The following is a 21853-nucleotide window of genomic DNA, read 5'->3' on the forward strand; positions in this document are numbered from 1 at the left end:
TCCTAATCTCCCGCTATTATCTCTGACAAAATGCTTTTGAAAAATGGTTGTCCATCAACATTGCCTGTTACTGCGTCTACTGCGCGTTCTGGATGTGGCATCATGCCAAAGACATTGCCCCGTTCATTCATAATGCCAGCGATGTCATGTGCCGAACCATTAGGATTTTGAGCATAACGGAAAACAATTTGATGATTATCTTCCAGTTGCGCTAATGTTGCGTCATCAGCATAGTAATTACCTTCACCGTGAGCAATTGGAATCATAATTGATTCTGTTTCATAGGCATTTGTGAACGCTGTATTTGGATTTTCAATCAACAGCTCAACATCTTCACAAATAAAACCCGGTACCTTGTTAACTTGCAATTGACCAGGTAACAAACCAGCTTCAGTCAAAATTTGGAATCCGTTGCAGACACCCACCACTAATTTACCATCGTTAGCCGCTTGAATAACGGCCGCCATGATTGGCGAAAACTTTGCAATGGCGCCAGTTCTCAAATAGTCACCGTAGGCAAAACCACCTGGTAAAAAGACGGCGTCAAAGTCATTGAGGTCGTTATTATCAGCTGAAAGGATTTCGGCGTCAATACCAAAATCTTGCAAAGCATATAACATATCAAAATCGCAATTTGATCCTGGAAATCTAATTACTGCTGCTTTCATAAGGTTGCCTCGTCTTCATTGACAATGGATAAATCAAAACGGTAGGTTTCTGTATTTTGGTTAATTAAAAGTGAATCGGTAAAACTTTTCACTTCAGCAGTTGCCGCTTCAACATCTCGTGCATCCAATTTCACTTCGAAATACTTACCCTGTGATACCTGCGAAATACCAGTGTAATCCAGTCGTGTCAGGGCTGATTTGATGACCTCACCTTGTGGATCAAGAATTGATGGCTTATAGGTAACATAAATTTTGGCTAAGTACATGTTTATTTCTCCAATTTTTCTAAACGCTGTAATACTTCACGATAACCGACCGTCAAATCACCTTTGTGTTGGCGGAATATGTCTTTATCAAGTGATTGACCACTTGTTTTGTCAACCAAACGCATATTATCTGGTGACAATTCATCCGCGAGAATCATATTGCCATCAGCTCTTCGACCAAATTCCAGCTTGAAGTCAATCAGCTCAATATTAATTTCTGCAAACCGACGTCTCAATATATCGTTGATTTCAGCGCTTTTCAAGCGAAGCGATTTAATTTCTTCAGCTGTTGCGTAATGCAAAGCAATAAGTTGTGAATCGTTAATAAATGGATCATCCAAAGCATCTGATTTATAGTAAAATTCTTGCACAATTGGTGTTAACTCAGTCATGCTCGCGACACCAAATCGACTGACGAAATGACCTGAAGCAAAATTTCGCACCACGACTTCAACGGGAATGATATCTAATTTTTCAACCAACTCATCCGTTTCTGAGATGTGTTTTAAATAATGCGTTGCAACGCCATGTTGATGGAGGTGCTTGAATAAGAGATAGGAAATTGCACTATTAAGGCGGCCTTTATCAGAAATATTTTCATGAACTTTACCATTTAAAGCTGTTGCTTGGTTTGTATCATGTAACCACAAAATATCTGCCTGACTTGTCCAATAAACAGATTTAGCCTTTCCTTGATACTTCAAATCACCACGTGTTATCGTTTGATTGTTATAGTCTGTTACGTTGTTCATGTTGTTTACCCCATGCGATTAATGCTTGCCCGTTTTCATCACCTAGCACCGTAATGTGTCCCATTTTACGATCTGCCTTGATCGTTGCCTTGCCGTAATCATGAAAATGCCATTCTGGATGATTTTTAAAATCGGCCTTTGCCTGCGTCAATTCATCACCTAATAAATTCAACATTGTTGCTGGCTGCGTTAACGTAATCTCTGGCAGTGGCAATCCTACAATGCTTCGAATATGACCTTCGAATTGAGAAACATTGGTTGCTTCAATAGTAAAGTGCCCTGAATTATGAGGCCGTGGGGCCAACTCGTTTACCCAAACTTCCTCGTCATTGACAAATAATTCAATACCCAAAATACCACGCAAATCAATTTTTTTAGCAATTTGATGAGCAATCTCGATGATCTTTTTGCGCAATGTGCTAGAAATTTTAGCAGGAACGGTTGTGTACTTTAAAATATGATTTTGATGCACATTTTCTGCAATTGGCCATGTCGTTATTTGTCCATCATGAGAACGAGAAACCATGATACTAACCTCTTGCTTAAAATTGACCAGTGTTTCCAAGATTAGTCGACCACCTGGAAAATTATCAGCTAATTGTGATGCTTCGAATGGTGTATTAAGTTGCCATTGACCATGCCCATCATAACCACCACTAACCGTTTTTAAAATTGAAGGCGTCGTTACCGTTTTCAGCTGTTCAGCTGAATCAATTATTTGAAATGGTGCGACTGGCACACCTGCTTCATCACGAATAAACGTTTTTTCTGCTATGCGATCACTGGTAATTCTTAACAAATCAACCCCTTGTGGCAAAATTTTTGAGGCATACTTTTCCAAAACATCGCGATCAACGTTTTCAAATTCATAAGTTAGCACGTCACTGCGACTAGCTAGAATTTTTAGGGCACTCACATCGTCATAGCTTGCGATAATTTGATCATCTGCTACCTGCCCTGCTGGAGACTGTGGTGTTGGATCAAGCACAATGACAGTGTAACCCATTGGTTTTGCAGCCAATGCCATCATACGCCCAAGTTGCCCACCACCAATGATACCAATGGTTGCTGGTGGTAAAATACTATGCGTCATTTCAACTCCTTTTCACTGTCAACTGAATGTTGTGTTTGAGCTTGCCTGAAGTTAGTCAACTTGGCCAATACTTCATCATCAGATAATGCGATTATTTGGGCTGCCAAAATGGCTGCATTTTTAGCACCAGCATCACCAATTGCAACTGTTGCAACGGGAACGCCTGCTGGCATTTGAACAATCGATAACAACGAATCAATGCCGTTTAAAGCATGTGATTTCATAGGAACACCAATCACTGGTAAGGTGGTGTTAGCAGCTAGCATACCTGGTAAATGTGCAGCGCCACCCGCACCAGCAATAATGACTTGAAAATGATTATCGCGTGCTTTTTCAGCAAAATTTTGTAAATGTACGGGCATACGGTGAGCTGAAATCACGTGCTTTTCGTAGCTAACACCCAACTCTTTTAAAAGCATGACTGTTTGCTTCATGCTTTCCCAATCACTGGTTGACCCCATTACAACGGCTACTTGTGTCATTTTTTCTCCATTCTTTTTAGTTCCGCATCACTAATCATTCATTTATGATACTAATTTAACAAATTTTCAATCAATTGTGTTCGTTTTAAAATAAGAATTTTCACAGTTTATTGTTTATAGTTCGCTTTTTGCTGGATTTTTACGCATTTTAACAAAAATAACCGAATGTTAAGTTTATTAGCGCTTTCAAAAACAATTTAAAATACATTTTTTTGAGCACAAAAAAAAAGCGACAAGCGCTTTTTAAAATAATTATTTTAGTAATTTTCAAGATAAGAATCTGTTTCCCATTCAGAAACAAACTGACGATATGATGTGTATTCAATCTTCTTTGCTTCAATGAACTTGTCTGCAATATGTTCTCCGATGGCTGAACGAACAACGTCGTCAGCTGCTAACTCACGGACGGCTGCCAACAAAGTGTCTGGCAAATCTGTAATGCCAGCCTTTTCACGTTCAACCTCATCCATCAAATAAATGTTTTTATCGACTGAAGCCAAAGGCTCTAGTTCACGCTTGATACCATCCAATCCCGAAGCCAAAATGGCTGCTAAAGCAGTATATGGATTAGCTGTTGGATCAACTGAACGTAGTTCCAAACGTGTTGAATTACCACGTGAAGCTGGAACTCGAACCATTGGTGAACGATTTGATGCTGACCATGCAACATAAACAGGTGCTTCAAATCCTGGTGTTAGGCGCTTGTAAGAGTTAACTGTTGGGTTTGCAAGTGCTGTAAACGCAGTCGCATGTTCCAAAATACCACCCAAGAAATTATAGGCTGTTTTTGACAAGCCCATTTCATCTGACGTATCAACAAACGAATTACCATCTTTAGTAAATAGTGACATGTTAGTGTGCATACCCGATCCGTTGATACCGGCAACAGGCTTAGGCATAAAGGTTGCATAGTAACCATTCTTACGTGCAATCGTTTTAACAACCAACTTAAATGTCTGAATATTGTCAGCTGCTTCAAGGGCTGACGCATATTTAAAGTCCACTTCATGTTGACCTTCAGCGACTTCGTGGTGAGCAGCTTCAATTTCAAAGCCCATTTTTTCCAAAGTCAAAACAATTTCACGACGAACATTTTCGCCCATATCCAATGGTGCTAAGTCAAAATAGCCACCTTTGTCATTTAATTCAGTAGTTGGGTTGCCTTTTTCATCGAGTTTGAACAAGAAAAACTCAGGTTCTGTACCAACGTTAAATGCCGTAAATCCAGCTTCACGTGCATCAGCTAGTACTGAACGTAGTGCATGACGTGGATCTCCCGCAAATGGCTCACGATCAGAAGTGTAAATATCTGCAATTAGACGGGCAACTTTACCACCATGACCATCTGTTTCCCAAGGGAAAATCATAAATGTCGATAAATCTGGGTAAAGGTACATATCTGATTCATTGATACGAACAAAGCCCTCGATTGATGAACCATCAAACATCAAATTGTTGTCAAGTACTTTATCTAATTGAGACGTTGGTACTTCAACGTTTTTAATCGCACCAAGTACATCAGTAAATGTCACCCGAATGAATTCCACATTTTCATCAACAACGATCTGTTTAATTTCTTCTTTGGTAAATGTTTTGCGAGCCATGATTTTCCTTCCTTAACGAGCCCCGAATCGCCCAATTTGAGCGAATTCTTTCTGTAATGAACGACGTAGTGCTGATTCCGAATCTTGTTTTTCTTGTGCTTTGCGGTGTTGTTTGGCGAATATTTCTTGAATATCTTTGATAGAATCACCCGAATCCAAAAAATCACGAATAGCTAATAATCGATCAACATCATTTAGTGAAAATCGGCGCTGACCACCTTTACCACGTCCTGGTGTGATTAAGTTTTGCTGCTCATAATACCGTATTTGACGGTCAGTCAGTAACGTCAATTCACGAACTGTACCAATTGTTAAAATCGATAGATTACGTCTTAACTCACGTTCGCTCATCACAATACCCCTTCGCTTAAGATACTTTTATTTTATACGAAATTTTAGTTGTTTGCAAATATATGTCAGGAAACCTAACATATATTTTTTTATTATACCAATTAATTTTTATCATTATTAAAGAAAAAGGTAAGGGCACAATCGTCCTTACCTAAAAAGTATTATTTTGTACCACCCTGATCACCATTGGCACCCTCTTCAACACCTGGGTTCCACCAACTCACACGAGCATTGGTGTTATAAACCTGTAAGTTAAATCTCGAAACAACGCTTTGCGGGGCGTTTTTCCAAGTATAAGTGTGCTTCAAATCTGCGTGGGTAATAATACGATACTGAGTTGAGGGAAATAAGCAACTAATGATTGTTAACTGCGCGTTTTTTGTTGGATCCAAAACCGAGACATCTGTATTCTTAACAGCATCTTGCCCTGTAATCTCATATTGGTATAAGCCTTTATTGTTTGCCAACAGAACTGATGTGCCATTCAACCATGATGATCCCTTTAATTGACCATTAGTGAGATAAGGTGCATTTTGATTAATGACTTGTTGCAAGCCACTAAATCCAGTCACACCATCATTGAAATTATGTGCTGCCAAACCATAGTTTCCTTGACCCATCACTGGTACTTTAGTGCCATCTGGGTCTTGACTAGAGCGGTTGGCGTAATCAGCCCCCAAATTCAACCCAGCATCACTATAAGCATCATTATAGATTGGCAACAAAATATTACGACTTGGAATCGACACAAAACCTTGTTTTTCAAAGCCCTTGGCGGCATTTCGCATTACCATTTTCCTAATTGTGGCACGTGAAACCGTAGATGATGATGCTTTTTTGTCTGCTACTTGTCGTTCATGGTGCTGAACAGGTTTCAAAATAGCAGTTTTAACGCCTAATATATTTTGTTGATAAACATAGGTACCACCGAGGTATGCTAGTAAAATAATGCATGCACCAATTAAACCATCATAGATAAGTTGGCGTGGTTTGAATTTGTGATGACGCAAACGAGTTATCAATAAGCGACAAATAGCAACCAGCAAGAAAGCCACCACGAAAACGGCAACATAAGTCGCAATTTGATGAGCTAATTGATGAGGAACTTGACTGTCATTTAGCGTAGCTGCTAAATTATTTGGTAATATTATCATGATAATCCTATACTTTTCTGTTACTTAGCATCATACCATGTGGCGCCAGAATGACTTTCCACTTTCAAAGGTACATCTAATGACACTGCTGAATCCATCACACTGGTAATGATTTCTGATAATGCATCAATTTCACTAGATGGGGCTTCAAAAATTAATTCATCGTGTACCTGTAATAGCATGCGTGCTTGGAAGTGATGCGCTTTTAATGCATCATTAACTTTAATCATAGCGATTTTGATGATATCAGCAGCTGATCCTTGAATCGGTGAATTCATGGCAGTCCGCTCGGCAAAAGAACGCAAATTAAAGTTTTTCGCATTAATATCTGGCAAGTAACGACGACGATGAGCAATTGTTTCGACATAGCCATGATCGTGCGCAAATTGTTTGATTTGATTCATCCAATCATGTATTTGAGGAAACTCTTGAAAATAAGTATCAATAAATCGCTTGGCTTCAGCTCGAGAAATGCCCAAATTATTAGCCAGACCGAAGTCAGATATACCATAAACGATTCCAAAATTAACTGCTTTAGCAGTTCGTCTCATAAGTGGATCAACGACGGCATCATTTGGCAAACCAAATACAGCTCGTGCAGTTTCCGCATGAATATCTTCGCCATTCAAAAATGCTTTTTGCATATTAGCATCCCCTGTCACATGTGCCAACACACGAAGCTCAATTTGAGAATAGTCGGCACCAAAAATTTGCCAATTTGGTTCACTTGGAATAAACGCCGTGCGAATTAAACGTCCTTCTTCTGAGCGCATTGGAATATTTTGAAGATTGGGGTCAACAGATGATAATCTTCCTGTTTGAGTGAGCGTTTGCAAGAATCGGGTGTGGATTTTACTATCTTCTGGATAAATGACTGACAGTAAACCATCAATGTAAGTAGATTTAAGTTTAGCCAGCTGACGATACTGCAATATGTGATCCACAATCGGTGCTTGTGGGGCCAACTTTTCAAGAACATCAATTGCCGTAGAATAACCTGTTTTCGTTTTTTTGATAACTGGCAATCCCATTTTTTCAAATAATAGCACACCGAGCTGTTTAGGTGAGTTTAAATTGATTTTTTCTCCCGCCTCAATATAGATAGCTGACTGAATATCTTCAATACGTTGCGCTAAATCACGTCCTCTTTCTTGTAAATATTCTGGGTTAACTTTAATTCCTTGAAACTCCATATTAGCTAATACATGTGCTAATGGTAACTCAATGTCCGTATATAAATGAGTCTGTTGATGTTCATTTAATGCTGAAAAAGTTGGCTCTTCTAATGCCATCAACGCATTTGCTTTGTTAGCAATATGCATCAAAACTCGACCACTATCTGAAGGTATCTTAAATTTAGCGCCCTTGCCATAGACTTCTTCATCAGGAGTGAGATAAATGTCAAATCGTTGCGCTAATGTCGCAAACACATTGTCATTATCAACAGTATCCAGTAAATATGCCGCGAGCAAAAAGTCAAAATTAACACCAGTTAATTTCAAGCCTAAACGCTTAAATAAGACTAATTGCGCCTTGACATTGAAAACATTTTTTTGAATTTTATCGTTTTCAACCAACGTTTTGAGTTCGGACTGCTGTAATAATGACACATCTCGGCTACCATAATACCCGACAGCAGCATTTCCAATCACAAAGCCAATCATCTCGCCAGCATGATAATCTTCGCCGACATATTCAATATGGAGCGCAACTTTGTCCCCTAACATACTCAAAGCGCATAAATTACTGTCTTTTAATTCAACAACTTGTACACTCTTCTCACCAACCGTATCGTCTCCGGCAATTTGCCCCGAACGTTTTAGTGCTTTAATTTTAGCTAATTGTTGCTTAAAATCTAATTTCTCATAAAAAGGAATGAGAGCATCATAATCAACACCGCGATATTCAATCTCTTCCAATGGTAATTCAAGATCAGCCGCTGTTAAAATCGTCGCTAGTTGACGTGCTCGAAAAGCTTGATCGCGATCATTTATCAGATTTTCTTTCATTTTAGACGGCTTCATGCCATCAATATTGGCATACAGATTATCCAAGTCATGGTACTCTGCTAGTAACTTAAGCGCCGTTTTCTCACCGACTTTTGTTACACCGGGATAATTATCAGAAGTATCACCAGTCAAAGCTTTTTTTTCAATAATTTGGGCCGGCGTCAAATTGAATTTTTCTAGTATGTAATCCGGCGTATAGCGTTCAATTTCGGTCACACCTTTTTTGGTGACATTTACAGTAATGTTATCAGTCGCAAGTTGTATTAAATCTTGGTCACCAGTCACAATGGTCACTGAGTATCCAGCCGCCTCGCCTAAACGCGAATATGTCCCAATAATGTCGTCTGCCTCAAGCCCTTCTTGTTGATAATTGCGCAGCCCATGGAGCGCGACCATTTCACGCAAATAAGGAAATTGTTCTAAAAATTCAGATGGTGTTTTAGAACGCCCATCTTTATAACTTGATAATAGTTCACCACGAAACGTCGTTTTACCAGAACCAGCATCCCAAGCCACTACTGCCAAATCAGGTTGCATCGGATCAACTATTTGATCCAAGAAATTGTTAAACGCAACTAGTGCATTAGTATGTAGGCCATCATGTGAAATCATACGGTCTAGTTGATTATACATCGCATAAAAGGCTCGAAAAGCCAGTGAATTGCCATCAATTAATAAGAGTTTTTTATTGGTCATTTGCTATCCATTCTGTTTTTCATTGTAATGATATCTTCAAAAACAATGTAGTGAGATAATACCTATCCCAATTATTATACCATGTAATAATTTCCCAAATAAAAAAGCCCTAACGGGCTGATTTTTATTTTAAATAAATTAGTCACGAGATCCACCGGCTGCAACACCAAAGATACGCAACAAAGCGAAGAACAAGTTCACAAAGTCTAAGTAGAGACGTAGCGCACCGTTAACTGCCAAGCCTGTTGTATCAGCTTGCCCAGCATATTGAGCGTACATAACCTTAAGGCTTTGGTTGTCATAAGCTGTATACAATGAGAAGACAAAGACACTTGCCCAAGAAATCAGCAATGATACCATACCACTATAAAAGAACATGTTAACAACGGAAGCAATGACCAAGCCAATCAACAAACCAAACAAAATTGATCCTAAGCCAGTCAAATCACGCTTTGTCACCATACCATATACAGCCATACCGCCAAAAACACCAGCAGCTGAAACGAATGCCATTAAGACTGATGCGCCAGTGTAGACTGCTAACAACAATCCGAGCGTTAAGCCTTCAATCACGGCAAACGCCATGAGCAATCCAAAAGCTTTAGCAGGATTTTTGAACGTTGCACGTCCAATCATTGTCATGATTAAAATTTGTACCCCGAACAGTGCTAACGTACCGATAATGTTACCAGCAATAAGACTATAAACTTGAGTCAAGAAAAAATTCTGAACAATAAACCCTGTAATCGCAGTCACAATGATAGCAATACCCATGAAACTATATGTTTGTCTAAAAAATGCTCTTAGCCCATCATCGATACCCGTCACATCGCGACGTGCATTCATATTAAAATTATCCATTAATGCTTACCTCCTCCAATTAGCAAATACAACACCGTTGTATTTCAGTTATATCTATTATATCAGAAAGGTCATTAAATAGACATTAAGTCAAATCAGTATGAAGTTGCCCAAGTAATTTTTCGTAAGCAAATTCATATTTTTCGATGTCACCAGCCCCCATAAACACCATGACCGCATTATCATAAGGCATCAGCAAACGCATATTATCTTCCTGAACGATGCCACCAAACTTGGAAATTTCTGCACCTAAGTCCTCTGAAGAAATCGTACCTGATTGTTCTCGCGCTGAGCCAAAAATATTGGCCAAATAAACTTTATCAGCTGCTTCTAGGCTTTCAGCAAATTCGTCCTTATAGGCAATGACACGAGAAAATGTGTGTGGTTGAAAAATAGCAATAATTGGCTTATTAGGGTATTTTTGTCGAGCAGCATCTAAAGTCGCGGTGATTTCTGTTGGATGATGTGCGTAATCATCAATTACCGTGATATCACCGATTTGTTTTTCACTGAAGCGCCGTTTAACACCTTGATATGTGAGTAAATACTGACATATCAAATCAAGATCAACTTGTTCCATATAACTAACACCAATGACAGCCAAAGCATTTAAAATACCATGTTGACCGAACAGAGGTACGGCAAAATCACCAAGACTTTTACCGCGAAATACCACTTCAAAATGAGAACCTAAGGTTGATTTACGAATATTGGTGGCAACAAAATCATCTTTATCAGGGTTAACACCATAATAGTAAACGTCAGCATTAGGTTTTAATGAACGCAGATGCTCATCATCACCCCATGCAAAAATACCTTTTTTGACATTGTTGGCAAAATCAGCAAACGCATTTGTCACATCCTCAATACCCGTGTAATAATCAGGGTGATCAAAATCAATATTAGTCAAGATTGCGTAATCTGGACGATAATCCTTAAAATGGCGACGATATTCATCGGCTTCCACAACAAAAAATTGCGAGTTTGGTACACCACGTCCGGTTCCATCTCCAATCAAATACGAGGTTGGCGCGATGTTTTTGAGTACATGAGCCAATAATCCAGTAGTTGATGTTTTACCATGCGCGCCAGCGACAGCAATTGAGGTTGTTTGAGCAATTTGCTCTTGCACTGCTTCAGGATACGAAATCATCTTGACACCTAGTTCAAGTGCGCGTGCTACCTCAACATGCGTATCTTCAAAAGCGTTTCCTCGTACAAAAACGGCTGACTGATATTCATCAACATTTTTAGCTTCAAAGGGTAAAATTTTGATACCCGCTGCTTCTAAAGGTGCTTGTGTGTACGTATAAGTATCAATATCAGATCCCAAAACTTCATTGCCCTGATCATGCAAAATTTGCGCTAAGGGTCCCATTCCTGTGCCTTTAATACCAATAAAATAATATTGTTTACTCATTATTTTCACCTTCTGTTACAAATGTAAAATATTGCAACTCACCTTTTCGCAGTTCAAAAATTAAGCGACGATACTGTGCTATTTCGTCATTTAACGTGCGATATACTCGTGGAGCATTCTTCAAATTATCGCTCATTAGTAGTTTAGATCCACGAGATTATCATGATACAAATTAGCAGCCTTTTCAAAATTAAAGCTGTCACCAACCTCACCAAAATCGTCTGGTAAAATCAGTGCGCCTGGCTTATCAGGAGCGCCTGGCAAATGCAATTCTCTGCCAGACACAATCATTCCAGCTGAAGGTACACCGCGTAATTCGCCATCCCAAATCAAAGCCCCACTCGGCATCATTGTGCCTGGTTGCGCAACTGCCACCTTGATATTTTCTTTAATGTTAGGCGATCCCGAAACAATTTGTAAAGTTTTATCATTAGCCACGCGCGTTTTGGTGACATGTAAGTGATCAGAGTCTGGATGTGTGGCAACCGTTTCGACATAGCCAATGACTAATTTCGTTGGTTCAACTGTCAATTTGTCAGAAAATCCTGCTTGTTTTAATTCTTGATTAATGACATCAATTTGTTCTTGTGTCAATGTTAGCTGACCAGATTTGTGCTTAATCTGTAATTTTTTGCCAATACCAAAGATGTTATAGCCTGTTGTTTTATCCGAAGATAAATCACTCACTCGTGTAACATTCTTATTGGTTGTCACAACTTGCTGGTTAGCATTTGGCGCCAAAATAATCATTAAAACATTTCCGAGATGTTCTGGGTTATATGTTGTTATCATGGTTCAATTCCTTTGTTTTATCAGTACATTATCTATTTTACATTACTTTTTAATCCCAATAAAGTCAATATTTGACGAACGCTTGTGAAAAGAGTAAAACAGAGTAGTATACTGAAAAAACAATGGAGTAATCATCTTGAAAAAAGCTTATATCTACGTTCTCATTTCAACATTTCTCTTCAGTTCGATGGAAATTTCATTAAAATTAGCCGGTAGTCAATTCAATGGCGTGCAATTAAATTTCCTGCGCTTTTTAATTGGTGGCTTGGCTTTAGTCCCTTTAGCTGTTCATAACATGAAACAGCGTCATGTCACCTTTCAAAAACAAGATATTGGTACTTTTCTTTTAACTGGTTTTATAGGTGTTGTTATCAGTATGACATTCTTTCAAATTGCAGTTGAAGTCGATGCTGCTTCAACGGTGGCGGTCCTATTCAGTTCGAATCCCATTTTTGCCCTCATTTTTGGTTATATCATTCTTCATGAGACGCTGACACGTTCTAATTTGATTGCCGTCATTGTATCAGTTATTGGGTTACTCGTTATTGTCAATCCAGCCCACTTAACGAATCCACTTGGCATTTCACTTGCGCTGATTGCGGCACTAACTTTTGGATTATTCGCGATTATGCAGCGACAAGTTGGCATGAAGCGTGGCTATGACGGCTTAACAATGAACACATTTTCGTTTATTGCTGGTGCCTTGGAGCTGATGGTGATTATGATTTTATCTCATATTCAGAGTGTGGCTAATTTGTTTACACATAATCCTGTCATGCACGATTTTTCGAATATTCCTTTCTTTCAGGGCATTACTATCCACAATATCATTTTATTGGCATACATATTCTTGGGTGTTACAGCAGCCGGTTATGTACTCTATTCACTAGCAATGGAGGCTTCAGATGTCTCAACTGCCTCGCTTGTCTTTTTTATTAAACCAGCCCTTGCACCAATCTTGGCACTGATTATTCTCCACGAAAGCATCAAACTCAATACAATAATTGGCGTTGTCATTATCGTGATAGGTTCAACCATCATGTTTATTGGTAATCGTTATAGTAGTAAAGCTGACACCGTGCCCTATCAACAGGAAACCGAAACACAAAAAAAAGCCTAACGGCTTATTTTTTTTGATCCAAATACCGTAACAATAGCTTAGCTGAAGCTCTCCCTGCTTCAACAACATAGTCATCAAACACAACGCCCGAATCACCATTCGCTAAGTCGGAAACACCGCGTAATACAATAAATGGCGTCCCAAATTGGGTGGCAACTTGCGCTACTGCTGCGGCTTCCATTTCAGCAACTAGAGCGTCTGGAAAATGAGCTAAAATACGCTTCTTGGCATCGTCTTGTACAAATTGATCGCCGGAAACAATGAGTCCTTCCTTAACGGCAGCCAATTTTTCAAAATCAGCGACAACTTCAGGATCGGCCAAATAATACAAAGGTTTGTTAGGTACCTGCCCAAATGCATAGCCAAATACAGTAACGTCAACGTCAGAATGGGCAACTCGAGTACCGACAACCTCATCACCAATTTTCAAGTCAGGGTCAAGGGCGCCAGCCGAACCAGTATTTACAATTAAATCTGGTTCAAAATTGTCAATCATTACTGTCGCCGCTGATGCTGCTGCGACTTTTCCAATACCGGATTCTGTTAAAATCACTTCATGACCCTTATAAGTGCCTGTGGTAATTGAAGTACCACCATGCTGCTTTGTCTTTGTGTTATCTAGTGCAGCAATCAATGACAACTTTTCTTCCGCCATTGGTGTAATAATACCGATTTTCATAATAATTTACGCTCCAAGTCTAATTTACTAAAAAGAAATACGCATATGTCGCAATAATTAATACTGCCAAAAAAATAATGGCCAAATTGTAGCGATGAGTTAATCGTTTAGATTTACCGATTGGTGTCAGTTTCCCGTCTGAACCCAACTCATAGCGACCTTTGCGGGTTAACCGCATCTCTTGACGTGTTTCTGGTGTGACAACTTCTACTTTCATTGGATGCGCTTTAGCATATTCTTTTTCTGCTTTCACCCGTTGTTTATCACGTTGCTTTTGTGCCTTTTTCGCAGCTTTTCTTGTTTCGTTATCCATTCATTAACCTCTAAGATAGGCCCAATACAAAAACGCCGTTACTGTCTTTTGATCGTTTAATTTTCCAGCCTCAAACATCTCTTTTAAGTCATCAAACGAAATTGTTATTAAATCCATTGTTTCCCCTAAATCACGAGGCAATTGATCTGATTTTAATATTGGTTGCAAATCTTTAGCAACATAGAGATGCATATAAGCATCAGAGAAACCGACCGTTTCTACAAAACCGAAGGCCTTTTCAATCGTTCCAGCGGACATTCGTAACTCTTCGTTTAATTCACGAACGACCGCATGATGTGGGGCGTCGAAATCTCTTTCATCCAACTTGCCTGCCGGAATTTCAAGAATAAAATCACCAATTGTGGCACGCCATTGCTTTTCCAAAATAATATGATCATCATCCACCATCGCTAAAACTGAAATGGCTGGCACGTGTCTCACAATATCACGCTGTGATGTCTGATTATTGTAGAGCTGTACACTTTGTGTCTCAACACTAAAAATAGGTCCTTCATAGACAGTTTTAGTGTCAGTCACGATCTCTTTTTCAGCCATTAAACTTCTCCAGCTTTTGTCTTAATAGGTTGCACACGGGCAGCTTGATAGTTTTGATGACCTTGCACCAAGACATACTCGACCCTTTCACCTTGAATTAATGACTTAAAGCCATCCATTTCAATGCCATTAAAGTGGACAAAAATATCATCCCCACCATCATCAGGTGTGATATAACCGTAGCCACGTTCTTTTTGCCAAATTTTTACTTTTCCTGTTTTCATATCTTTATTGTATCAAAAAAGTTGCCCCCACGGACAACTTTCATAGTTTTCAATTATTTTTTTAAATAAATGCTAGGACAACAAAATTTATCAAGAAAAATAGTGACACGACAATCAATACCGGTGAAATTTCTTTGAATTTACCTAATGTTAATTTCACTATAATGAAAAATAAGAAACCAGCGGCAATACCGTACGAAATGGAATAAGAAAATGCCATAAACACTGACGTGAAGAAAGCTGGCAATGCTACTTCTAGGTTTTCCCAAGAGATTTTAGTAAATTCTCCCATCATCATGATACCTACCAGAATCAGTAATGATGATGTTGCCGCAGTTGGTATAACGCCAACAAATGGGGCAAAAATAATCATCAAAGCAAAGCCAGCTGCTGTGACAATGTTTGCCAAACCAGTACGGGCACCAGCAGCAACACCAGCTGCCGATTCAATAAACGTTGTCGTGTTACTAGTACCCGCGATACCAGCAAATGCTGTTGTAAAGGTGTCAACAACCAACGCGCGATCCATTTTAGAATTAAACCCTTTATCTTCTTCGAATGCCTTTGTATCTGCTTTTGAGAAAATACCAGTTTGGTCACCAATACCAATCAAAGTGCCAATCGCATCAAAGAGACCGGTAAGTCCCATTGCAAAAATCGTAATAATTGCTAATGAAGCATGGTGCCAATCAGTGAACAATGATCCTAAACCATTTGCACCTAATGCTTGCCCAAAAACATGTCCCAAGGCGCCAAATGCTGATCCAACCGATGTACCGGCTGAAATATGAGTATTAGTAACGCCCATTGGAATACCGATGACCGTTGTCGCAATTAATGTGATCAAAAATGCACCAGGCACTTTACGCATTACTAATATTACTAATAGAACAAACCCAATTAGTGCCAATAGTACAGACGCAGAATTGAACTTTGACAGTTCAGGTGTCACGCCACCACTCGCTAAAATAGAATTAATCGTACCTGTGGCCTTGCCAGTAAATGGTTTGTCATTTAGCGTCAAAATATTGCCTGGATCAACGATAAAGTTGATAAAACCAGCGTTTTTTAATCCAATATAAGTGACAAACATACCAATACCACCACCTATGGCAGCCTTCAATTCGCTAGGAATGCCTTTCACAATAGCGCGTCGACCATGTGTTAAAGTAATGACGATATCAACCACACCGACCAAGAACACGATTGCTAAGGCTTGCTGCCAATTAAAGCCAAAACCAAACACAATCGTATAGGTAAAGTACGCTTGCATTCCGATACCTGGTGCTAAAGCAAAGGGTACGTTAGCAAACAATCCCATAAACAGGGTGCCAAATACCGCCACTAAAATCGCAGCCAAGAAAACAGCTTGCTGTGGGATACCTGCTTGACCAAGAATCTGTGGATTCAAGAAAAAGATGTAAGCCATGGAAACAAAGGTCGTTATACCTGCGACAATCTCCCGTCGTACACTGGTACCATTTTCCTTAAGATGAAAAAACTTTTGCATATGTGTATCTCCCTGTGACATAGAAAAATCCACCCATCACAAACGATGAATGGATTAGCACCACACAATTTATGATAGTCCAACATGTTGGTGTTGGGTAGAAACTGTCGGCCAATATCCGACACTATATCAACAATTTATTTTAATATATTCTAGTTTAGCACCGCCACGACGCAGTTGCAAGAATTTCAAACAGGCAGTAAATGCTGAAATTGAATCCTCATTTTTTTCGTAGCAACCGCGTCAATAAAGTCCTTATAATGAGATACAATCAAAACAGCGCCAGCATAATGCGTTAAAAAATTTGTCAGCGCATCTAAGGCTAGTAAATCTAAATAATTAGTGGGTTCATCTAAAATAAGTAACTGCGTATCGGTAAATAAAACTTGTAGCAGTAATACTTTTACTTTTTCACCGCCACTTAGTGAACTAACTTTTTGAAAAGCCATATCTCTTTTAATGCCAAAAGCACCAAGAAAATCTCTGGCCAATTGTGGCAGTTGAGAAGATTTCAATAATACGTTTTCTAGGACTGTCTTTTCTTCGTCCAAACCAGACAAATTTTGTGAAAAATAGCCAACCGGCTTATCATAATTTTTGATGATTTGCTTAATCAAGGTGGTTTTACCACTGCCATTATCACCTAAAACAGCCAGTCGCTCCCCTGTTTCCAGATTAAAATTCACGTCTTGTAACAGTAAATGATTGCCGGCTTTAACTGTTTCCCCTGTTATTTTTAAAATAGTCCGTGTTTTATAGTTTTGACCTGCAACCGTTTGAAGTTTTAAAGGCTTTGTGACAAGCGGTTTATCAACTTTTTCTAATTCTGAAAAGCGACGCGCCATCGTTTTGGCATTTTGGCCTAATTTTTTCTGTGTTTTTAATGCGTTACCTTTTCCACTGATCAAACGTGCATCAGATGGACTAATATTCTTTGGTCGTTTTGTTGCTCGCCCTTCTCTCACCTTCACTTTCGTCATTGCCCGTTGCAGTTGCTTTTTCTTATTGACCGCATCATGATACAGATGATTCTGAGTTTCGTTGGCAAGATTACGTTGCGCTAGATAGTCGTGATAATTGCCATTATAAGCAGTAACTTGTTGTTCATGCAGCGCCCATATTTTTTGGATGATATGATTAAGAAAATAACTGTCGTGTGAAATCACAATCAATGTACCATAAAAATGTGACAGCCGTTTGATTAACCAATTCTGATGTGTCATATCTAAATTAGCAGTTGGTTCATCTAACACCAAAATATCAGGTTGATTGTTCAGTGACTCATTGATACGTTGCATCATTTTTTCACCACCACTACGATCACTATCGTCGACGACCAATTGCGGCACATAAATAACACGGCCATTTATAGAAATCTCACCACTGTCAGGTGATAAATCACCAATCATTAAGTGCGCCAATGTCGTTTTGCCAACACCATTAGCGCCAATAACGCCAATACGCTCACCAATTTTTATTTGCTGAGTAACTTGTGTTAAAATGTCGCGTCCGTCAATACTGTAATTGACTTTATTTAATGTGATTGCATGCATAAAAAAACCTCCTCTGATTTTTCACAGAATTGGTTTCGTAAACATCGCAAAAATAACGACTTATTGTCGATTTTGGCGCACTTATCCTACTCTTTCCAATTCCGTTTGTGAAATTTGAATGAATAGTTTAGTTACGCACTGGATCGACCTCTTTTCAATATTTAAAATGATTATATCATGCTGTACGAATTAGAACAAGCCAGTAATTTGACCCTTTTCGTCAATATCAATGTCTAATGCTGCAGGATGTTTTGGCAAACCGGGCATTGTCATAATATTACCAGTCAATGCAACTAAGAAACCAGCGCCCAACTTAGGGACAAATTCACGAATATGAATAGCAAAGTCTTTTGGTGCTCCTAACTTTTTAGCATCATCAGACAGAGAATATTGCGTTTTAGCCATAATAATTGGTAGCTTATCCCAGCCACGAGTTTCAAATTCTTTTAGTTGCTTTTGAGCTTTGCCAGATAATACAATAGTTTTGCCACCATAAATCGTTTGCACAATGGCATTAAGTTTATCAGTTGCAGCATCGTTAGGTTGATAAAGTGGTGTAAAATCAGATTCTTGTGCTACTTTTTCAATAACGGCTTGTGCCAAGTCTGTTGCACCTTCGCCACCCTTGGCCCAAACCTCTGTCGTGTAAGCGGTCGCGCCAAATTGTGCAACGTAGTCTTTTATGACTGCTAGTTCTTGAGCTGTATCCGCGGTGAAACGATTAATTGCAACGACAACCGGTACACCATAACGATTCATCGCCGTTAAATGCTGTCCTAAGTTTTCTAATCCAGCAGACAAAGCCTCAATATTTTCATTGTTTAAGTCGCCCAGTGCCACACCACCATGATGTTTCAGTGCGCGAATGGTCGCTACAATAACAATTGCATCCGGTGTTTTTCCTAGCAATGGGACTTTAACATCGAGGAATTTTTCACCACCCAAATCAGCTCCGAATCCGGCCTCTGTAACCACGTAATCAGCCAATTGTAGTGCTGTTTTTGTTGCCAAAATTGAGTTTGTCCCTTGCGCAATGTTTGCAAATGGACCACCATGAATGATTGCCGGTGTATGAGCCAGTGTTTGTACCAAATTAGGTTTAATTGCATCTTTTAGCAATACTGTTAACGCACCGGCTACACCTAAATCAGCAACAGTAACTGGTTCTTTGTCGTAAGTATAGCCAACGACAATACGATTAATGCGAGCCTTTAGGTCCATTAGATCAGTTGATAGCGTCAAAATAGCCATTAATTCAGATGCAACAGTAATATCAAAACCATCTTCACGAGGCACACCAGAAGTCGGCCCCCCTAAACCAATAGTCACATGACGTAAAGCGCGATCATTAATATCCACAACACGCTTCCATAAAATGCGACGCGGATCAATGTTAAGTGGATTGCCCTGATGTAAACTGTTATCTATCACTGCCGACAAAGTATCATGTGCCGAAGTAAGCGCATGGAAATCACCAGTAAAGTGCAAATTAATATCCGCCATTGGCACAACCTGCGCATAGCCGCCACCCGTTGCACCACCTTTTAATCCCATAACTGGGCCTAATGATGGTTCACGAAGCGCAATCATCGTATTTTTACCAGCTAATTTAAGTGCATCAGCCAAACCAACTGTAACGGTTGATTTACCTTCTCCAGCAGGTGTTGGATTTATTGAAGTAACCAAAATGAGTTTACCCAAATCGGTTGGACGTTTAACCTCAGGATCTAACTTAATTTTAGCTTTATCATAACCGTATGGTTCGATTTCTTGGGGCTGTAATCCCGCGCTGGCAGCAATTTCAGAGATAGGTGTAATTTTAGCAGCTTGTGCAATTTCAATATCTGTTGGCATGAATTTATCCTCTTTGAACGTGGTACACATCTAAAATATAATGTGATCGCTGGTTAGTATTTCCGTTAAATTCATTATAAACTAAAGTCCACCTCTACGACAATTATTATAACAAATCAGTCAGTTGATGCGCTGAAGTCAACTTTAAAGCGAATTTCTAAAGAAAAAACTGAAAAATCAGCCTGCAAACATTTGTCACATCAACTTATTTTTCAGTTACATTTTTAATACTATTTGTCAATTTCTTTCTTACTGTCTTTCCGGAAATCTTTGGCAGCTTCTTCCACAGCATCTTCTACAGTATTAACTGCCTTTTTAACAACATTAGCGGATGACTTACCAGCATTGCTTATCAACTTATTTTTTGTCATCGTCATTTGCCTCCTTGCATTTTAACGTTAACACTAATTTCTGTTTTGACAACCTCAGTGTATACCATCAAATATGTGAAAGCAACTAAAAAGCCCAACAAACGAAGACTATATCAGGATAAACATATGTCGTTTGTTGGGCTAGCAATACAGGGAGTATCACAACATTAGTGTAAACTATTATAGTTGTAATGTCGGATTTTTTGTCAGGTTTCTTACCACCATCAAAAGGGTATATTTGATGAGTCTGCTTTTGAAAGCGTTGTCAGCTTGGATTATTCAACAGCTTGATAGCCAATATCATGTCGAAATACAAGTGCCATGTCAATCTTATCAAGCGCCTCATACAATTGCTTTTGAGCCACAGCAGCAGTTTTTTGATGGTGAACAACCGTTAAAACACGACCTCCCTTGGTCACCAACTGACCATTTTGCAATGACACACCAGCATAATTAACCGGATAAGGTATTTCTGGAACTGTTAAGCCATTTTGTGGTGCTTCAGGATAGCCGGGGGATGCTAGCACCACACCAAGATAGATATCTTCTTCCTGCCATTTTGGAGTAGGTTGATTGCCTTGTAATAATTGCATAATTAGGTCATAAAAATCACCTGTATACTGTGGCAACACAACCTGTGCCTCTGGATCACCAAAGCGGACATTAAATTCAATTACTTTTGGCCCTTGTGCTGTTAACATCACGCCAGTATATAGCACACCTGAAAATGGTATTTTTTCAGACAACATGGCTTTAATAGTAGGCTCAACTAACATATTGATCGTTTGACGTCGAATGTCATCTGAAATCCAAGTCACTGGACTATATGCTCCCATGCCACCAGTATTTGGTCCTTTATCACCATCAAAACGGCGTTTATGATCCTGCGCCAACGGGGCGTGGGTCATTTGACCATTACGACCAACTAGCGTGAAAACCGAAAATTCAACACCGTCCAAATATTCTTCAATAACCAGTTTCGCATTAACTCGTTGTTGATAAAGATTATCTAAATAAGTTTCCCCATCGTTTCTATTATTGATAATCGTGACACCTTTTCCCAGTGCCAAACCATCCAACTTGAACACGACAGGAAAATCAAATAACTCTAAGCTGGCTTGAGCCGCCGAACGTGATGTGACAGTTTGTGAGTTTGCTGTGGGGATGTGATACTTCTTCAAAATATTTTTTGTGAACGACTTGGACCCTTCAAGTTGCGCCGCCTGTTTTGATGGTCCAAATATTGTCAAGCCGGACGCCTCAAAAACATCGACAATTCCTAACGTCAATGGTTCTTCACTACCAACAAATGTCAAATCGATTTTTTTGTCACGCGCAAAATCGCGCAATGTTGTTAATTCAGTGACAGCAATATCTTGACAAATAATGCCACTTCTCAACATGCCATCATTGCCTGGTGCAACAATCACCTCATCTACTTGGGGGCTTCGCAAAAAAGTCTGCGCAAGTGCGTGCTCACGTGCACCAGAACCAACAATTAGTACTTTTGACATAATTACCATCCA

23 protein-coding genes and 1 riboswitch are annotated in these 21853 nt (G+C 39.3%); of the genes, 1 reads left to right on the forward strand and 22 read right to left on the reverse strand.

Translation table 11 applies throughout. The features are described 5' to 3' along the window. Nucleotides 1-2: 2 nt before the first annotated feature. The 13 genes from purQ to ytpR all read right to left on the reverse strand — a co-directional run bounded on the left by purQ (nucleotide 3) and on the right by ytpR (nucleotide 12148). The gene (purQ, locus tag BMG01_RS01405; protein WP_004915979.1) at nucleotides 3-668 is read right to left on the reverse strand and encodes a phosphoribosylformylglycinamidine synthase subunit PurQ; all 666 of its coding nucleotides are present in this window, start codon (nucleotides 666-668) and stop codon (nucleotides 3-5) included. Continuing rightward, complete coding sequence (purS, locus tag BMG01_RS01410) at nucleotides 665-934, reverse strand: phosphoribosylformylglycinamidine synthase subunit PurS (RefSeq protein ID WP_004915980.1); 270 nt, start codon at nucleotides 932-934, stop codon at nucleotides 665-667. The genes purQ and purS overlap by 4 nt, the downstream gene beginning before the upstream one ends. A gap of 2 nt (nucleotides 935-936) precedes the next feature. After that, nucleotides 937-1686: a phosphoribosylaminoimidazolesuccinocarboxamide synthase gene (locus BMG01_RS01415; protein ID WP_004915981.1), complete on the reverse strand. Its 750-nt coding sequence runs from the start codon at nucleotides 1684-1686 to the stop codon at nucleotides 937-939. Beyond that, a complete protein-coding gene (purK, locus tag BMG01_RS01420; protein WP_004915982.1) occupies nucleotides 1664-2779 on the reverse strand; it encodes a 5-(carboxyamino)imidazole ribonucleotide synthase in 1116 nt (371 codons plus the stop codon). The genes BMG01_RS01415 and purK overlap by 23 nt, the downstream gene beginning before the upstream one ends. Then, the gene (gene purE, locus BMG01_RS01425) at nucleotides 2776-3261 is read right to left on the reverse strand and encodes a 5-(carboxyamino)imidazole ribonucleotide mutase (RefSeq protein WP_004915983.1); all 486 of its coding nucleotides are present in this window, start codon (nucleotides 3259-3261) and stop codon (nucleotides 2776-2778) included. Before purE ends, purK begins: the two co-directional genes overlap by 4 nt. A gap of 257 nt (nucleotides 3262-3518) precedes the next feature. Then, nucleotides 3519-4865 carry a type I glutamate--ammonia ligase gene (glnA, locus tag BMG01_RS01430; RefSeq protein WP_004915984.1) on the reverse strand — a complete coding sequence of 449 codons (1347 nt, stop codon included), beginning with the start codon at nucleotides 4863-4865 and terminating at the stop codon, nucleotides 3519-3521. A gap of 12 nt (nucleotides 4866-4877) precedes the next feature. Beyond that, nucleotides 4878-5216 carry a MerR family transcriptional regulator gene (locus BMG01_RS01435; RefSeq protein ID WP_004915986.1) on the reverse strand — a complete coding sequence of 113 codons (339 nt, stop codon included), beginning with the start codon at nucleotides 5214-5216 and terminating at the stop codon, nucleotides 4878-4880. 161 nt (nucleotides 5217-5377) lie between these two features. Next, nucleotides 5378-6370, reverse strand: coding sequence for a class A sortase (locus BMG01_RS01440; protein WP_004915987.1), 993 nt, complete (start codon nucleotides 6368-6370; stop codon nucleotides 5378-5380). Nucleotides 6371-6390: 20 nt separating this feature from the next. Further along, entirely contained in the window at nucleotides 6391-9075 is a 2685-nt protein-coding gene (gene polA / locus BMG01_RS01445; RefSeq protein WP_036067626.1) for a DNA polymerase I, read from the reverse strand. 138 nt (nucleotides 9076-9213) lie between these two features. Beyond that, the gene (locus BMG01_RS01450; protein WP_004915990.1) at nucleotides 9214-9936 is read right to left on the reverse strand and encodes a Bax inhibitor-1/YccA family protein; all 723 of its coding nucleotides are present in this window, start codon (nucleotides 9934-9936) and stop codon (nucleotides 9214-9216) included. Between the two features lie 85 nt (nucleotides 9937-10021). After that, entirely contained in the window at nucleotides 10022-11356 is a 1335-nt protein-coding gene (murC, locus tag BMG01_RS01455; protein ID WP_036067625.1) for a UDP-N-acetylmuramate--L-alanine ligase, read from the reverse strand. After that, nucleotides 11349-11492, reverse strand: coding sequence for a hypothetical protein (locus BMG01_RS11385; RefSeq protein ID WP_036067623.1), 144 nt, complete (start codon nucleotides 11490-11492; stop codon nucleotides 11349-11351). Before BMG01_RS11385 ends, murC begins: the two co-directional genes overlap by 8 nt. Further along, on the reverse strand, nucleotides 11492-12148 hold the full coding sequence (gene ytpR / locus BMG01_RS01465; protein ID WP_036067621.1) for a YtpR family tRNA-binding protein: 657 nt from the start codon (nucleotides 12146-12148) through the stop codon (nucleotides 11492-11494). Before ytpR ends, BMG01_RS11385 begins: the two co-directional genes overlap by 1 nt. Before the next feature lie 136 nt (nucleotides 12149-12284). Here ytpR and BMG01_RS01470 point away from each other — a divergent pair, with 136 nt between their 5' ends. Next, entirely contained in the window at nucleotides 12285-13268 is a 984-nt protein-coding gene (locus tag BMG01_RS01470; protein ID WP_036067618.1) for a DMT family transporter, read from the forward strand. Between the two features lie 4 nt (nucleotides 13269-13272). On the opposite strand, the gene BMG01_RS01475 is transcribed toward BMG01_RS01470, so the two are convergent. The 9 genes from BMG01_RS01475 to purD all read right to left on the reverse strand — a co-directional run bounded on the left by BMG01_RS01475 (nucleotide 13273) and on the right by purD (nucleotide 21841). After that, nucleotides 13273-13947, reverse strand: a complete 675-nt coding sequence (locus BMG01_RS01475) for a 5'-methylthioadenosine/adenosylhomocysteine nucleosidase (protein WP_036067615.1) — start codon at nucleotides 13945-13947, stop codon at nucleotides 13273-13275. A gap of 19 nt (nucleotides 13948-13966) precedes the next feature. Next, entirely contained in the window at nucleotides 13967-14260 is a 294-nt protein-coding gene (locus tag BMG01_RS01480; RefSeq protein WP_004916002.1) for a membrane protein, read from the reverse strand. Between the two features lie 3 nt (nucleotides 14261-14263). After that, entirely contained in the window at nucleotides 14264-14815 is a 552-nt protein-coding gene (locus BMG01_RS01485) for an NUDIX hydrolase (protein ID WP_004916005.1), read from the reverse strand. Then, nucleotides 14815-15039: a cold-shock protein gene (locus BMG01_RS01490; protein WP_004916006.1), complete on the reverse strand. Its 225-nt coding sequence runs from the start codon at nucleotides 15037-15039 to the stop codon at nucleotides 14815-14817. Before BMG01_RS01490 ends, BMG01_RS01485 begins: the two co-directional genes overlap by 1 nt. 61 nt (nucleotides 15040-15100) lie before the next feature. Continuing rightward, on the reverse strand, nucleotides 15101-16549 hold the full coding sequence (locus BMG01_RS01495; RefSeq protein ID WP_036067612.1) for an NCS2 family permease: 1449 nt from the start codon (nucleotides 16547-16549) through the stop codon (nucleotides 15101-15103). A 55-nt stretch (nucleotides 16550-16604) separates the two neighbouring features. Beyond that, a riboswitch (purine riboswitch) is annotated at nucleotides 16605-16701 on the reverse strand. A 36-nt stretch (nucleotides 16702-16737) separates the two neighbouring features. Beyond that, a complete protein-coding gene (locus tag BMG01_RS01500) occupies nucleotides 16738-18102 on the reverse strand; it encodes an ATP-binding cassette domain-containing protein (RefSeq protein WP_080519024.1) in 1365 nt (454 codons plus the stop codon). Between the two features lie 189 nt (nucleotides 18103-18291). Continuing rightward, entirely contained in the window at nucleotides 18292-19956 is a 1665-nt protein-coding gene (locus tag BMG01_RS01505) for a formate--tetrahydrofolate ligase (protein WP_004916014.1), read from the reverse strand. Nucleotides 19957-20186: 230 nt separating this feature from the next. Further along, nucleotides 20187-20327: a hypothetical protein gene (locus BMG01_RS11275; RefSeq protein ID WP_004916016.1), complete on the reverse strand. Its 141-nt coding sequence runs from the start codon at nucleotides 20325-20327 to the stop codon at nucleotides 20187-20189. A gap of 275 nt (nucleotides 20328-20602) precedes the next feature. Next, the gene (gene purD, locus BMG01_RS01510) at nucleotides 20603-21841 is read right to left on the reverse strand and encodes a phosphoribosylamine--glycine ligase (protein ID WP_036067297.1); all 1239 of its coding nucleotides are present in this window, start codon (nucleotides 21839-21841) and stop codon (nucleotides 20603-20605) included. Nucleotides 21842-21853 lie beyond the last annotated feature (12 nt).

The organism is Leuconostoc sp. BM2, from assembly GCF_002095565.1.
GTDB lineage: Bacteria > Bacillota > Bacilli > Lactobacillales > Lactobacillaceae > Leuconostoc > Leuconostoc falkenbergense.